The organism is Colwellia sp. MB02u-14, assembly GCF_014076915.1.
Classification (GTDB): domain Bacteria; phylum Pseudomonadota; class Gammaproteobacteria; order Enterobacterales; family Alteromonadaceae; genus Colwellia_A.
Genome location: NZ_JACGUX010000083.1, coordinates 1 through 16,140 on the forward strand (window position 1 = coordinate 1; position 16,140 = coordinate 16,140).

The following is a 16,140-nucleotide window of genomic DNA, read 5'->3' on the forward strand; positions in this document are numbered from 1 at the left end:
TTTTATTTTATTTTATTTTATTTTGACAAGTATTCAGTTTGTTTTGCTCGATTTTGTCGTTTTGCAACACTTGTTTTAAATCTTCTGTACGTTGTTTAACCGCTACGCCATAGCTTTTATCATCTCCCCACTTGTGGGCTAAAATGTTCATTGATTCAAGGTCATGTTCAGTAAAGAGTTTCCCTGCTCTGTCAGATTCAGCTTGCTCATTACCGAGCAGTACTAGCGCTTCGATGCCAAGATTTACTGCTGAGTCAAATGTTTCTCGTTTAAAGTTTGTAACACCAAGCTGCATAATTTGGTACGCGTGTCGCCGATCAATAGCACGAGCAATAATTTTTAAGTGCGGGTAGTGCTTTTGAGCCAGCTTAATAATATCTAATGTTTTGTCGGGTTCATCTACAGCAATCACAAGCATTTCTGCTTCTTTTGCTCCTGCCGCTTCTAATAAATCTTGGCGAGCCGCATCACCATAAAAAACTTTACTGCCAAAGCGTCTGAGTAAGTCAATTTGGCTAGGGCTGTGATCAAGAATCGATAAATGGTATCCCTGAGCGGTTAATAGCCGACCTATTATTTGGCCAAAACGTCCGTAACCCGCAATAATAACATTTTTGGTTGCTTCAATTTCTTTAGTTGAATCAAAATCAGGTCCTGTCGAGCTATCTCTAGCTAACAATTTTTCGTATATAATGAGTAGTAATGGTGCGCAAAGCATCGATATTGCAACGATAAGTGTAATTAACTTAGTTTGCTCTGGCGATGTAATAAGTAGGTCACTGGTGAGTGAAAGTAAAACAAAAGCAAACTCACCTCCTTGAGCCAAAGCCAAAGTGAATAATATTTTTTGACTTCCTTTCATGTTAAAAAAGTGAGCAAGTACATAAAGAACAAGCGCTTTAATCGCAATAAGGGCTACGACGGCAAATGTAACAATAGTAATTTTATCAAGGAGTAATGGAAAGTCTATTGAAGCTCCGACGGTGATAAAAAACAGTCCTAATAGTAGTCCTTTAAAAGGTTCAATATCAACCTCTAACTCGTGTCTAAATTCGCTTTCAGCTAAAACCACCCCCGCTAAGAAGGTGCCTAATGCGGGTGACAACCCTATTTTTTCCATAATAAGTGCAATAGAAATAACTAATAATAACGCTGCAATGGTAAATATTTCACGTAATCTTGTTTCTGCAATATATCGAAATAAAGGTGAAGATATGTATTTCCCAGCTAAAATAATAGCCGCTATTACTGCCAACGAAATAGTCACCTGAGCATAAACAGGTAAATGGGCAATTAAACTATTGCTTGACGACGCTACCGAGCTTAAATCTTGAAAGGCGAGTATCGGTAATAGGGCAAGAATAGGAATTACCGCAATATCTTGAAAAAGGAGGACAGAAAAAGCGTTTTGTCCTGCAGCTTGTTTAATCCAACCTTTTTCTGTCAATGTTTGTAAAACAATCGCTGTTGAAGACAGCGCTAACATTAGCCCAATAGCTAAAGCTGTTTGCCAAGCAAAAGTAAATATATAAAAGCAAAGCGCAAATATAATGGCGGTTGTTGCTAAAACTTGTAAACCGCCTAAGCCAATAATTGAATGTCGCAACTTCCAAAGTCGCGCCGGTTGAAGCTCTAATCCCACTAAAAATAGCATCATTACTACGCCGAATTCAGCAAAATGCATAACACTTGTTTGGTCGCCAACGAGGCCTAATAAATTAGGTCCAATTAAAATACCGGCTAACAGGTAGCCCAAAACTGATCCTAGGCCAAGCCTTTTGGCGACCGGTACGGCAACAAATGCTGCAACTAAGTAGATAACTGCTATTTCTAACATCTTTGAATGCACTCCTGAAATAGCGAGTGTCTTAATTATTAATGCAGACACTCGCTATTTGTAAAAATTTGAATTGTTTTTATGAATGTTCTTTACACTACTTTAACCTATTGCTGTGATAATCTCCTAGAATAAGTCTTTTCAAATAAACATAAATACCTTGCATCGCTGAGGTGAATTTATATTCACTGCTTATGTTTACTGATTAAATAAAGTTGTATCGTGATGCTATTAGTTGATATTGTTTTAGCATCCTTGGCACTTTAATAGGGGTATATTGAATGATATCAATTATGTTAAATAACGTGGTCATCATATTATGCAAAGTTTAGTTTCAGCAATTTTAGCTCAAGTAGGCGGTATTGTTTTAGGTAAGCCTCAAGAAATACGTTTGGCACTTGCCTGTTTATTAGCAAAAGGTCATATCCTGATAGAAGATTTACCCGGTATGGGTAAAACTACCCTTGCACAGGTGTTAGCAAAAACCCTTGGGCTCAGCTATCAACGAACTCAATTCACCAGTGATCTGTTACCCGCTGACGTTATTGGTATTTCTATTTTTAACCCTGAAAGTAAAAAATTTGAACTTCATCAAGGTCCGATTTTTAATCAGGTAGTACTAAGTGATGAAATTAATAGGGCAAGTCCTAAAACACAAAGTGCTTTACTCGAAGCGATGGAAGAACACCAAGTTAGCATTGATGGGACAACTTACGTATTACCACAACCTTTCTTTGTTATTGCTACACAAAACCCTCTAATACATGCAGGAACATACCCACTGCCTGAGTCTCAACTCGATAGGTTTATGATGCGTATATCGCTCGGTTTTCCTGATATTGCAGCAGAAAAACAAATTTTAATGAGTGAAAGTAGTCACGATAGCTATAAAAAGCTACAGCCTTGTGTTGATACCAGTAAACTTATAGCTATGCAATCGATGGTGTCACAGGTGACTGTCTCAGATAATATTATTGAATATGTTATCGCCTTAAATCATGTCAGTAGGCGTCAAGGTTTTGCGGGCAGACCTTTGTCACCAAGAGCAGGACAAGCATTGGTGAGTGCCGCTAAAGCATGGGCTTTTATGGCAGAAAGAACGTATGTAATACCCGAAGATATTCAAACGGTATTTGGCGCTGTATGTCAGCATAGGCTTGAGTCAACGGCAACTCGCTTTGGTGATCACGCTGAAAAAATTTCCAACCAAGTTATTGCACAAGTTAATGTCTTAAATCCATTTAATACATAACACTATCAAAAATATTTTCCATAAATATAGAGATACTCGTGACGAGATTTGTAATACCGATACAAAGTTTTATTAGTTGCATTATTAAGAGGCGACTTAATCGGTGGCTAAAACGCCGAATTCCACCTGCCAGTCAGCATACGCTATCAAACCGCAATATTTTCATTATGCCAACACGCTTTGGCTTTGTTTATCTTGTTTTTGTGGTGTTGTTATTCCTTTTGGCCACTAACTATCAAAATAATGTCATTATGCTATTGAGTTACTTAATGGCGAGTGTGTTTATTACGACGATGATGCACAGTTTTTTTAATTTATCGGGCATCGAGGTATCTACCGATAAGCAAGTGGAGGGATATGCAAAACAATATATTATGGTGCCAGTAAAAATATTATCCCCCAACAATCGTCTAGACTTCAATTTTTGTTTTGACCACCAGAAAATGTCTCATCTTCCTCAAACTGTACAAGGAAATCAAACCGTTTATGTCTCTTGTCGTTACGAAAATAGAGGGGTTCATTATCCGGGTCGCTTAAAAATATGGAGTGAATATCCATTAGGCTTATTTATAACATGGACAAGAATAGATTTTGATTTTAAGTGCATGCTGTATCCAGCAGCTGAACCTGTTAGGCATATACCCAGCAACTTTGCTGGCTCTGTAAAGCAAAATTCATTTTTAGAAAATACTAAACCAGGCATCGATGAATTTTTCGAGCTTAAAACACATATTCCTGGCGAACCACTATCACGTGTTGCATGGAAACAATTTGCCCGAGGGCAAGGTCGATTGACTAAGCATTACCATCAACAACAAGGAGCAACGTGTTGGTTGAAACTCACGGATATGCCAAAGCATGGTCTAGAGAAGCAATTACAGTATTTGTGTTTTCTGGTAAAAGAATACAACGATGGGGCTCAAATATTTGGTTTGGACTTAGGACAAGAAAAAATCAAACCCTCGCAAGGCCAACAACATTTTAACCAGTGTTTGATGGCGTTAGCGCTTTATCCTAAGTTACTCTGATGAAAAATAGTCACGATGGTTTGCAATGTTTCAGTTTATCCCGCAAAAATGCTTGGGGTTTATTCGTATGCCAATGCCTTAATTTATCTTTGCTTATAAGTGAATTAAGCGTTTGGATGTTGGCGATCATTAGTTTGTGTTTATGCTGGCGTTCGTTAACGCTTATTAAGCCGACAGTAAAACCTCACCGATATGTTGTCTTATTGCTTGCTTGCTCTGGATGTATCGCAATAGCGGTTAATGGTCGAGAATTAGGCGTACTATTAAGTATGTTGCATCTACTTTGTTTTGCTTATTCATTAAAAAGTTTAGAGTTAACGACTCGAAAAGATTTTTACCAAATTATCTTACTGGGTATTTTCATTCTTGCGTCTGTACTTATTTTTTCTCAGTCTTTATTCATGTCGCTGCTTGTCTTTGGCTTACTTATTTTGAATTTAACTGTTTTGCTTGCGTACTTCTTACCACCGGGAAAGTACAAACAGCCCTTTATTAACAGTGCTAAAATGGTCATTCAAAGCATTCCTCTTGCTGTGGTGTTATTTATTGTTTTCCCTCGGCTCTCTCCATTTTGGCAGGTGCCGTCAGCCAAATCAGCGCAAACAGGTTTGTCAGAAAGTGTTACTCCTGGGGATATTGCTCATTTAGCAAGATCTTCAGCGCTTGCTTTTCGAGTGAATTTTTTTACTGATATACCTCAATACAATCAGTTGTATTGGCGAGTAATGGTGATGGATGAGTTTGACGGGCGTACATGGCAACAAAACAAAAATAACCTCTCAACTAAAATAGGTAAGCCAGATAATGTGCCTGTTGATGTTCTACCCTTAACGGGGTTACCAACACGTTACCAAGTGATGGTTGAACCGAGTTATCAACCTTGGCTTTTTTCATTAGCGGTGGTTGACCCTAAAAGTTTGTTGAGTAATCAAATAGATATCAGGCAATTAGCTAACTACACCATTAAAAAGAGTAAGCCTGTTAGTCAAACAACGAGTTATGAAATTGCCAGTTATACCCACTCATTTCTTAATTCGCCATTAGGTGATAGTGAAAGAGCCAAAAATTTACACATACCAGCTAACAGTAATCCTAAACTCCAGGCACAAGCAATAGAACTCAATGGTGCTTATCCAAATGAAATTGAAAGAGCACAAGCTGTTTTGGATATGATTCGAGAACAAGACTTTTATTACACGTTATCGCCACCGTTGTTATCTGGAGATGTTTTAGATCAGTTTTTTTATCAAACGAAAAAGGGATTTTGTGTTCATTATGCTAGTGTATTTACCTTTTTAATGAGAGCGTCTGGCGTTCCTGCTAGGTTAGTGACGGGGTATTTAGGGGGTGAATACAACAAGCAAGGTGGCCACTTAAGTATCTACCAATATGATGCTCATGCTTGGGCCGAAATTTGGGTTAAAGACAAAGGTTGGGTAAGGGTTGATCCTACCGCGGCGGTAAACCCTGAGCGGGTCGAAAGCGGGCTCTCTCAAATGTTACAGCAAGATGCATTTTTTAATAATGATTTGCTGAATTTACATCGTTACAAACACCTTGCTTTGATTAACACTTTTCGCTTACAGCTTGATGCACTAGATTATCAATGGACACGCTTGGTGCTAGGTTATTCTTCTGCGAGACAATATGATTTACTCACTCAATGGTTTGGCGATTTACGCGCATGGAAAATAGGAGGTGCTATTGGTGGCTCATTATTTTTAGTGATGATTATTATGTGGTTAACAAATATAAAACGTTCTAAAAGTAAACCTTTAGTACAATGGTTAGCTCAGTATCAGCAAATATTAGCAATATTAAAAGCTAAAGGACTAGAAAAACCAGTTGCTATGCCAGCCAGTCAATTTTCAATGTTAGTTACTCAACAATTTCCTTCACTGACGGTCAGCTTTATCTCGTATACACGATGTTTTGAAGCATTAATGTATCAGGTACTAACGGCTAAACAAAAAGAAGAGTATTTAACCGATATGAATAAATATCAACAACAGATAAAAGTACAATTGAAAAAGGTGCAGAAAAACACTGAGAAATGAGGAAACTAAGTCTCTTGATACGTTGCACTTGCCATTTTGCACTGTTTAAGTAAGTGGTTGAATTCATTAATACCTCGGTCAAAGCTATCGGCAGGTAGGAACAAATGATAGCCAAATGCCGCAGATAATTGCTCCGATTGATGAAGAAATGCGGCGATGGGGCCTTTTATAGATTCGCCATTTGACAAGACAAAGGGATCAAAATTAATTTGAGCTTGTTCAAAGGTCATTAATTGATGTAATACACTATAAACAATTAGCCCTTTTTGTTGGTGAATCAACCGATTAGCCAATCGAATTGATATGTTTTTAGCGATTTTATCTATATGTACTAATCGTATACCTATGTATGGCAATGCTTCTCTATCTAGGCCAATAACTTCAGAAACTGGCTGAATATTTTGTATGTCCTGCCATGTTAATTGCCAATGGCCATAACGGTGATTGAAGATGATTTTATCCGGTGTCAAATACAGACTAATATCAGGCTCTAAAAGTTTAACGACCCCAACCAAGATAATAACGAGGCTGAGTAAAATAACAAAAATATGGGCAAGTCTAAATATTTGCCAATAAAATTGAGCCACTAATACCGTAGCACACAAAAGCAGGCCACCCAAAACGCAGAGAAACATGCCATTATGCTTCGCGATAGGTTTGATTATTATGCTCGGCTTTTGTTGAAATTTAATCGTCATTTACGCTCATTATTCCCATTAATAAATACAATATGTCTAATTTTTAGTTAGTTTAAAAGCGTGTCGTATCAGAATTTTAAGTACCAGGAGTCGCTTGAATAACTTTGTTTCTTAACCACTTATTTGCAGGTTCGAAGTCCAGATTTGTGTGCCAATATAAATGCATATCAATATCGGGTAACTCTACCGGTAATGGATAAATAACTAAATCGAGTAATTGAGCATACATTTTAGCGGTTGTCTCTGTAGCTGTGAGTAACATATCGTTACCGGCAAGCACACGACATGCTGAAAACGTGTGTTGGCACCTTAAGCCTATTTTTCGCTGTAATCCAAGACGAGCGAGTTCAAAATCCTCAATACTTGGACCGGTTGAACGAGATGAAACCAATATATGGTCTAGCGCAAGATATTGGTCTAAAGCTAATGTAGATTTAATCTTAGGATGATTTTTGCGAGCAACAACCACAAGTTTATCTTTTTCTAGTTGGGTATGTATTATGTTGTCACTTACGGGCAATAATGTATCAATAGCTAAATCAATATCCCCACTGGCGAGTTTGTTTTCTAATTCATGGCGGTTGACTCTGCGGCTACTTTGTATATTAACCCATGGTGCTTCTTTGGCTATTCTTTGTATTAAAGGAGGTAAATAAGAAGCCTCTAAAGCTACGTGTAAAGATATCGTAAAGCTTTTACGGGAGCTCATTGGCTCAAATTGTTTGGATTGTGCTAAGCATATCTGTAACTGACGTAAAGCTTCGCGCACATCCGATACAACATTGTTGGCAACAACGGTAGGGCGCATTTCATTACCTTGTCGAACAAAAAGCGGATCGTCAAAGTGAGCACGTAGTTTACTCAGTGAATGACTCACCGCGGGCTGTGATAAGTTTAGTGCAGATGCTGCTTTAGTAATATTTCCTTCACAGTAAATCGCTTCGAATACCACAAACAAATTTAAGTCGACCTTCATATATAAATACCTAATCCATCAAATAATGATCATTATTATAATTCCACTCTATTCATATAATGAATAGTTGATTATGAAATTTATTCATTTGTTTAATTTAACGGTTGCTCCTAGCATAGTCAAGTAGCGTAAATATTGTGCGATAACTGTGTAAAAAACCAAAGGTAACTTGGTATAGCATTTCGGTTTGATAAAACTTTGTCTACGCTTAAACAAGAATCATGCTCAAACAAAGTATTTGAGCAGAATCGCATTTAATCAATAAGTGTTTAGTAAAAATAAATGGGGACACAGCATGACGCCAAGATTAGCATCACAACTCTTTAAGAGATCATTACTCGTTTCAGCAGTCATTAGTGCATTGGGTACTTCTGTGCTTAATGCTCAAGAAATAAAATTAGCCAGCCAAGACGATGAGAAAGGTATCGAACGTATAATGGTAACCGCGTCTAAACGACTTACTGGGTTACAAGAAACGCCTATTGCCATTACCGTTGTCAGGGGTAAAGATATTGAAGAAGCAAAAGTTTTAGATATTAATGATTTGCAAACACTCGTGCCAACATTAAGAGTCACTCCATTACAACGTTCAACGAACACTAACTTTTCAATACGTGGTTTTGGTAATGGTACCAACAACACCGGTATTGAACCTTCGGTGGGGGTATTTATTGATGGTGTATATCGTTCTCGCGCCGCTGCTCAAATTGGTGATTTACCCAGACTGCAGCAAATTGAAGTACTCAGTGGTCCGCAAAGTACCTTGTTCGGCAAAAATGCTTCTGCGGGTGTTATCAATGTGCGCACTATGGCGCCTTCTTTCGATTTAGAAGGTAATGTTGAAGTGGGGTATGGTAACTACAATCAACAATTGGTGAAAGGTTATATCACTAACGGTGTTACAGACGAATTGGCTTTTAGTTTATCGGGTGGTTACAACGCGCGTGATGGTTACACTGACAGCGTAAGTGGTTTAAATAAACTGAATGACAAAGACCGTTGGAATATGCGTGCACAAGCATTATATCAACCTAACCAAGATGTTACTGTGCGTTTTATTGCTGACTACAGTGAGATTGATGAAGCTTGCTGCACTGTTTCCAATGCGATTAATGGCTCCACAACGGGCGCGGTTCAATTTTTAGGTGGAATGGTTAATGATTCAGCCGACCCGTTTTCCTATACATCAGCCCTTAATATGGACCCTCGAAATACCGTAGAAGATAGCGGGATATCTATACAGGTCGATGTTGATTACGATGGTTTTGCTTTCACCTCAATTACCGCATTACGTAGTAATGAATCTACTTTTATACACGATATAGATTACACCAGTTTAGATATTATCCGAGAAAGTGGTGACACTAAAATTGATACCTTTACGCAAGAGTTACGTTTGAATTCTATTGGCGTAAACAAACTAGACTGGATGCTAGGCGCGTTCTTCTTCCAAGAAGACGTTGACGCCCAAGACGCCTTATTTTATGGCGATGATATGAGAAACTATTTTGATGTCTTGTTAGCTGCAGGAGGTGCTGCTGGTTTGCTTAGTGGGGTAGAGGGGGTTTACGGCCTTGCGCCGGGTTCATTTATTTCATCAGATACTGTTGTTGATTCTCAATTTATGCAAAATAATAATGCTTATTCTATTTTTGCTAATATTGATTATCGAATTTCAGCAAAGTTCACGACAACCTTTGGTGTGAGTTATACCCATGATGAAAAAGATGTCATTGTTGCTCAACAGAATAACTCTACGCTTTCAGCGATTGATTTAGACAATGATTTAACCCTTTTTGGTGTGCCAATGCCTTTCATACCGACATTAGCGCCAGCTATTCCGACATTAAAAGGTTTGCAGTTCATGCCACCCATGCTTGAATTACCAAACTCAGTTGAAGACGATAATACCGCTGATAGTAAAACTACGTGGTCATTACGCTTAGCCTATGAACTTAATAACAATATTAATTTGTTTACCACCGCTGCAACGGGCTTTAAAGCATCATCATGGAATTTATCCCGTGATACCCGTCCATTCGCTGCAGACAGTGATGCGCTTATAACTAATGGTCTAGTACAAAAAAATCAAAGCTATGGCGGTCGATATGCTTTACCAGAAGAATCAACGGTTTATGAATTGGGTATGAAAGCCAGATTTGAAAAAGTTGCCTTCAACATAACGGCCTTTGACCAAACGATAGAAGGGTTTCAGTCGGCTATTTTTGTTGGCACAGGCTTCGTTTTGGCTAATGCCGGTAAGCAAAGTACACAAGGTATCGAATTCGATTCTGCTTACAACCTAACCGAAAACTGGGCATTTACCTTAGCGGGTATCTTTCTTGACCCCACCTATGATGCTTTTAAAGGTGCATCAGGTGTTGATGGTCCTATCGATTTATCGGGTAAAAAACCTGCAGGAATACATGAACAAAGTATTACAGCTGGTGTGACTTACCATTTCGAATTAAGTGCGGGTATTAATGGATATATTCGTACCGATTACCTCTATGAAAGCGAGGTTACCCTTGCTGAAAATGTACCTGATTCCCTAACACGAGAAGTGAGTACTTTTAATGCCAGTGCTGGGCTTAACTTCCCCAATGGGGTTAACTTACAAGTTTGGGCACGTAATTTAAATAATGATGAATATTTTCATTCTGCCTTTCCTGTGCCTATTCAAGCGGGTAGCTTTAATGCCTATCCGAGTCAGCCGAGCACCTATGGAGCGAGTATTTCTTATAACTTTTAATGCGTTACCTTAGCTGAAAAAGTATTGCAGTCCTTTAAAAGTAATCAGCCTTGCACTCTAGATGTGCAAGGCTTTTTTATGTAAATAATAAAAATATTACGGGTTAACATTTTATAAAGTGGACAATTAATACTGATTCTTTATTCTAATAATGAATAGTGGGTTATAAGAACTATTCATTTGTTTAATTAAGAGCTTGGGATTACTATCAATAAATCAAAGTTTTGGCGATTAAATGATCATAGTGAGTGATAATAAATGATAACAAGCAAATGTTTTAATCGATTCGAAAATCCATCTATTAACGGGCTGTCTTAAGCGAATGACTGCTCTGTATCTTATACGCCACGGACAGGCATCCTTTGGTAAAGCCGACTATGACTTGCTCTCTGAAAAAGGCAATGAACAATCGCGTTTGCTTGGTGAGTCTTGGCGATCTGCACCTGACAAAATTTATTCAGGAGATTTACTACGCCATGGACAAACCTTAGAGCATTTTTTGCTTGGTTACCAAGGTGCACTTTCACCCGTTACCTTGCATTCAGGGTTTAATGAATTTAATCATGAAGAGTTGTTGATTTGTTATGACTCACAATGGCGAGACTTTGCAAAAATGGCTGCGGCCATAAGTAAAAAACCCAACGCAAATAAACGCTTTCAAAAAGAGTTTGCGCTTGCGCTTGACCGTTGGATCAGTGGCAAGTACGACCAAGATTATAAAGAAAGCTGGAGTCAATTTAAAAAACGCTGCATTAGTGCATTACAAGATGTTATTAAACAAGAATTAACAGCCAGAAAATTATCATTAATCACTGAAAGTAATCAACATGCTAATCATATCTGTATTTTTACTTCAAGTGGCACCATAGCGGTGATTATTCAACATATTTTAGGCTTGTCTGATGAAAAAACATTAGTGATTAATCAGCAATCACGCAATACAAGCGTTACTAAATTACTCTTTTCAGAAAATAATTTAAACATTGATTATTTCAATAACTATAGCCATTTAACCTCAGCAGGTAGTGACTGGGTAACGTTTAGATAATCAATAAACATTAGATATTAAGTAGGAAACTTAACATGAATAATCTATTTGACTTAACAGGAAAAATCGCTTTAGTTACGGGCGCAAGTCGTGGCATTGGTGAACAAATTGCAAAATTACTGGCACAAAGTGGTGCTCATGTGATTGTGTCGAGCCGCAAGGTGGCTGGGTGTCAAACCGTTGTTGACGATATTATTGCAGCAGGCGGTAGTGCTCAAGCGATAGCTTGTCATATTGGTGAGATGGAGCAAATAGAACATATCTTTTCTGCGATAAAAAAACAACACGGCAAGCTTGATATCTTAGTGAATAATGCTGCGGCCAACCCTTATTTTGGTCATGTATTAGATACTGATTTAAGTGCCTTTCAAAAAACAGTAGACGTTAACATTCGTGGTTATTTTTTCATGTCTGTTATGGGCGCTAAACTCATGAAAGAAAACGGTGGTGGCGCTATTGTTAATGTTGCTTCTATTAATGGTGTTATCCCGGGTGACTTTCAAGGCATCTATTCAATTACCAAAGCCGCGGTTATCTCTATGACTAAAACATTTGCCAAAGAATGTGCCCAATTTAATATCCGCGTGAATGCTCTATTGCCTGGCGGCACTGATACTAAATTTGCCTCAACGTTAGTTAATAATCCCAAAATACTCGATCAAATGCTGCATCACGTACCAATGAAACGTATTGCCCAGCCAGAAGAGATGGCAGGGACGGTACTTTACTTGGTTTCAAATGCGTCAAGTTATACCACAGGTAGCGCGATTAATGTTGATGGTGGTTATTTAATTGGTTAGGTAATCTATTGATTAAAATAAAAAATACAACGCGAAAGCATAAAGTCACGTGTGTCAATGAATGTATAACAGTATTAAATTTAGGAAATAAGATGAGTAACAATAATTCAGATAAACTTTTTGAGTCATTTACAGTCGGTGGACTAACGTTAAAGAATCGAACGGTTATGGCGCCCATGACGCGAACATTCTCGCCTGACTACATTCCTAATAGCGATGTTGCAAAATACTATCGCCGAAGAGCTGAAGGAAATGTCGGCTTAATCATTACAGAAGGGACCTTTATTTCCCATAAAGCGGCGAATGGCTATGAACGCGTACCTGCTATTTTTGGTGAAGAAGCGTTAGCGGGTTGGAAACATGTTGTTGATGAGGTTCATGCTGCGGGTGGCAAAATTGTTCCACAAATCTGGCATGTCGGCTCCGTAAGAAAAGAAGGTATTGGCCCTGATAAATCGGTGCCTGCTTATAGCCCTTCAGGATTATACAAGCCTGGAGCACCCAATGGTGTTGAAATGAGCCAAGTTGATATTGATGAAGTGGTTGCTTCTTTTGCACAAGCCGCTCTTGACGCTAAAAACGTAGGTTTTGATGGCGTCGAAGTTCATGGCGCTCATGGTTACTTGGTTGATCAGTTCTTTTGGGAAGGTACAAACCAGCGGGTTGATGGCTACGGAGGTTCATTAGAAAACCGTACCCGCTTTGGTGTAGAAATTGTACAAGCTATCCGCGCTGCGGTAGGTAATGACTTTCCTATTATTTTTAGATTTTCTCAATGGAAGCAGCAAGACTATCATGCAAAACTTTGCCAAAACCCTGAAGAATTAGCGCTCTTTTTATCGTTATTAAGTGATGCTGGTGTTGATATATTTCATGCCAGTACGCGTCGTTTTTGGTTACCTGAATTTGAAGGTTCAACGCTAAACCTTGCCGGATGGACAAAAAAATTAACACAAAAGCCTGTAATAACCGTTGGTAGTGTTGGTCTCGACAGTGATTTTACCGGTGAAGGAAACACGGATTTAGGCGGTGCTTCTAATCCTACCAGTATTGAGGGCTTACTCACGCGCTTAAATAACGATGAATTTGACTTGGTGGCTATTGGTCGTGCGTTGCTAGTCGACCCTGAGTGGGTAAATAAAATTCGAGATAAAAAAGAAGACCAAATAGCCCCCTTCAATAAAGACGCATTAATGAAGTTGAGCTAAATTAATGACTGTCAGCTATTAACTAAAAAATTCAATAGCGAATTGATTTTCAAAATGTTATTACCACAGCGTATTAATCACTAGCGCATGTTCAACGGGCGTTATTAAACTAAAAGGATCTCTCATGGATTTCGAATACAGTGACAAAGTTAAGGCGTTAATCAAGCGTGTAAACTTATTTATGGACACCTATGTTTATCCTGCTGAACAGGAAATGCATGAACAAGTTGCGCAAGCACCTTGGTCAACGCCGCCGTTAATGGAAACACTAAAAGCGAAGGCTAAAGCACAAGGGCTGTGGAATTTATTCTTACCGCTAAGTTATGGCAAATACAGTGCCGGATTAACTAACTTAGAATATGCACCTTTAGCTGAAATTATGGGTAAAGTGATGTGGGCGCCAGAAGTCTTTAATTGTGCGGCACCTGATACCGGTAATATGGAAGTTCTCGCCAAATATGGTAGTGAAGCACAAAAAAAACAATGGCTAGAGCCCTTGCTAAAAGGGAAGATTCGTTCAGCTTTTGCGATGACAGAGCCTGAAGTAGCATCGAGTGATGCCACCAATATTGAATTACGCATCGACCGTGACGGTGATGAATATGTCATCAATGGTAAAAAGTTTTACATCAGTGGCGCTTGCCGTAAGCAGTGTGAAATTATGATTGTTATGGGTAAAACAGATCCTGATAATGACAATCGTTATATTCAACAATCTCAAGTACTCGTGCCGATGAAAACCCCTGGAGTTACGATGGTACGACCAATGAAGGTGTTTGGTTATGATGATTCTCCCGAAGGGCATGCGGAAATTATTTTCGAAAATGTTCGCGTTCCCGTTGAAAACATTATTGTTGCTGAGGGTAAAGGGTTTGAAATAGCTCAAGGTCGCTTAGGTCCGGGTCGCATTCACCATTGTATGCGATCGATTGGTGTTGCTCAACGCGCCCTTGATTTAATGTGTAAACGTGTCAATGAACGTATTGTTTTTGGTCGCCCGATGATCAAACAACAATCTATACGTGAAGACATTGCTATTTCAGCGTGTCAAATTGAACAAGCCCGTTTGATGACGTTAAAAGCGGCTCAAAAAATGGATCTTGAAGGCAATAAAGCGGCGAAAGATATTATTGCCATGATAAAAATAGTGGCGCCAAATATGTCACTTGATGTTATTGACCGTGCCATTCAATGCCATGGTGCAGTGGGGGTTAGCCAAGATACATTTTTAGCCCATGCTTATGCGGGACAGCGAACCTTGCGTTTAGCGGATGGTCCTGATCAAGTTCACATGATGCAGTTAGGCCGAGACTTAGTCAAAAAATCTACGTAATTATATCGTTGTTTAAAATAAAAGTCTTACATATGAAAGAGAATAAATACATGGCGGCAATAGCTCCTTTTGATGTTGAAAAACTCACCTCGTACCTTGAATGCCATCTTGAAGGTTTTGTTGGGCCGATAACACTCGACAAATTTTCAGGTGGACAATCTAACCCTACCTATAAAGTAATGGCGAAGTCAGGAACTTATGTTTTACGCAGCCAACCACCAGGGAAATTACTCAAATCAGCTCATGCGGTTGACCGTGAATATAAGGTCCTTGCAGCGCTAAAAGATTCTAATGTGCCTGTGGCTCAGGTCTATCAACTTTGTGAAGACACAAGCATTATTGGTTCAATGTTTTATATCATGGAATTTTGTGATGGCAGCGTTTATTGGAGTGCCTCGTTAGCTGAGATACCCACCAATACAGAGCGTAGCCAAATGTATGATGCAATGAATTATGCTTTAGTGGCTTTACATCGCGTGAATGTTGACAACATAGGGCTAAGCGAATATGGAAAAGCAGGTAATTACTTTGAACGTCAATATGGTCGTTGGTCTTCACAGTATCGCGCTTCAGAACTACAAAAAATAGATGCTATGGATAATTTAAGTCGATGGCTTGAGGTTAACTTACCCCAAGATGACGGCAAAGTTTGCCTGGTACATGGTGACTTTCGATTAGACAACATGATGTTTGCCAAAAATAAGCCTGAAATTATCGCCATTCTTGACTGGGAGCTCTCTACCTTAGGGCATCCGTATTCTGATCTAGCCTATCAATGTATGGGGTTAAGAATGCCACAAGGCATGGGCAGTATAGATGGACTAAAAGGCGTTGATAGAACACGTTTAGGTATACCCAGCGAAGCCGAATATGTGGCTACTTATTGTCAGCGCATGGGCATTGAAAAAATAGACAACTGGACCTTTTATCTCGCGTTTAGCTTTTTTAGGTTAGCCGCTATTGTGCAAGGTGTTGCTAAGAGAGCTTCCCAAGGGAATGCATCGAACGAAAATGCTAATAAAATCGGTAAGTTTGTCGAGCCTTTAGCTCAAATGGCATTACAGATCATTGAGCAAGAGAGTCAGGCGCAATAATAATTAAAGATGAATATAAAAATAGGCATAAACGCAAGCTTGAGCAACAGACCCAAA

The 16,140-nt window shown here is 38.9% G+C and carries 12 protein-coding genes; 9 read left to right on the top strand and 3 right to left on the bottom strand.

Annotation, left to right across the window (positions count from 1 at the left end; translation table 11 throughout):
* Positions 1-7: 7 nt before the first annotated feature.
* The gene (locus H4J52_RS14920; protein ID WP_182225041.1) at positions 8-1,837 is read right to left on the bottom strand and encodes a monovalent cation:proton antiporter-2 (CPA2) family protein; all 1,830 of its coding nucleotides are present in this window, start codon (positions 1,835-1,837) and stop codon (positions 8-10) included.
* Between the two features lie 316 nt (positions 1,838-2,153).
* Between H4J52_RS14920 and H4J52_RS14925 the strand changes: the two genes are divergently transcribed.
* The 3 genes from H4J52_RS14925 to H4J52_RS14935 are packed head-to-tail and all read left to right on the top strand — an operon-like array spanning position 2,154 to position 6,174.
* Entirely contained in the window at positions 2,154-3,089 is a 936-nt protein-coding gene (locus H4J52_RS14925) for a MoxR family ATPase (protein ID WP_310649989.1), read from the top strand.
* 38 nt (positions 3,090-3,127) lie between these two features.
* Positions 3,128-4,117, top strand: coding sequence for a DUF58 domain-containing protein (locus tag H4J52_RS20285; RefSeq protein WP_182180968.1), 990 nt, complete (start codon positions 3,128-3,130; stop codon positions 4,115-4,117).
* Positions 4,117-6,174, top strand: coding sequence for a DUF3488 and transglutaminase-like domain-containing protein (locus tag H4J52_RS14935; protein ID WP_182225045.1), 2,058 nt, complete (start codon positions 4,117-4,119; stop codon positions 6,172-6,174). Before H4J52_RS20285 ends, H4J52_RS14935 begins: the two co-directional genes overlap by 1 nt.
* Positions 6,175-6,179: 5 nt before the next feature.
* Here H4J52_RS14935 and H4J52_RS14940 read toward each other — a convergent pair whose 3' ends face one another.
* Together H4J52_RS14940 and H4J52_RS14945 are read right to left on the bottom strand one after the other, a co-directional pair.
* Entirely contained in the window at positions 6,180-6,872 is a 693-nt protein-coding gene (locus tag H4J52_RS14940; RefSeq protein WP_182225046.1) for a DUF2982 domain-containing protein, read from the bottom strand.
* 76 nt (positions 6,873-6,948) lie between these two features.
* Positions 6,949-7,848, bottom strand: coding sequence for a LysR family transcriptional regulator (locus tag H4J52_RS14945; RefSeq protein WP_182225049.1), 900 nt, complete (start codon positions 7,846-7,848; stop codon positions 6,949-6,951).
* A gap of 295 nt (positions 7,849-8,143) precedes the next feature.
* On the opposite strand from H4J52_RS14945, the gene H4J52_RS14950 reads away from it, so the two are divergent.
* The 6 genes from H4J52_RS14950 to H4J52_RS14975 all read left to right on the top strand — a co-directional run bounded on the left by H4J52_RS14950 (position 8,144) and on the right by H4J52_RS14975 (position 16,083).
* The gene (locus H4J52_RS14950; protein ID WP_182225051.1) at positions 8,144-10,600 is read left to right on the top strand and encodes a TonB-dependent receptor; all 2,457 of its coding nucleotides are present in this window, start codon (positions 8,144-8,146) and stop codon (positions 10,598-10,600) included.
* 322 nt (positions 10,601-10,922) lie between these two features.
* Positions 10,923-11,648: a histidine phosphatase family protein gene (locus H4J52_RS14955; protein WP_182225053.1), complete on the top strand. Its 726-nt coding sequence runs from the start codon at positions 10,923-10,925 to the stop codon at positions 11,646-11,648.
* Between the two features lie 35 nt (positions 11,649-11,683).
* On the top strand, positions 11,684-12,448 hold the full coding sequence (locus H4J52_RS14960) for an SDR family oxidoreductase (protein ID WP_182225054.1): 765 nt from the start codon (positions 11,684-11,686) through the stop codon (positions 12,446-12,448).
* Between the two features lie 92 nt (positions 12,449-12,540).
* Positions 12,541-13,656 carry an NADH:flavin oxidoreductase gene (locus H4J52_RS14965; RefSeq protein WP_182225056.1) on the top strand — a complete coding sequence of 372 codons (1,116 nt, stop codon included), beginning with the start codon at positions 12,541-12,543 and terminating at the stop codon, positions 13,654-13,656.
* Between the two features lie 124 nt (positions 13,657-13,780).
* Positions 13,781-14,989, top strand: a complete 1,209-nt coding sequence (locus H4J52_RS14970) for an acyl-CoA dehydrogenase family protein (RefSeq protein WP_182225058.1) — start codon at positions 13,781-13,783, stop codon at positions 14,987-14,989.
* Positions 14,990-15,021: 32 nt separating this feature from the next.
* The gene (locus tag H4J52_RS14975; protein WP_259367866.1) at positions 15,022-16,083 is read left to right on the top strand and encodes a phosphotransferase; all 1,062 of its coding nucleotides are present in this window, start codon (positions 15,022-15,024) and stop codon (positions 16,081-16,083) included.
* The last annotated feature ends 57 nt before the right edge of the window (positions 16,084-16,140 follow it).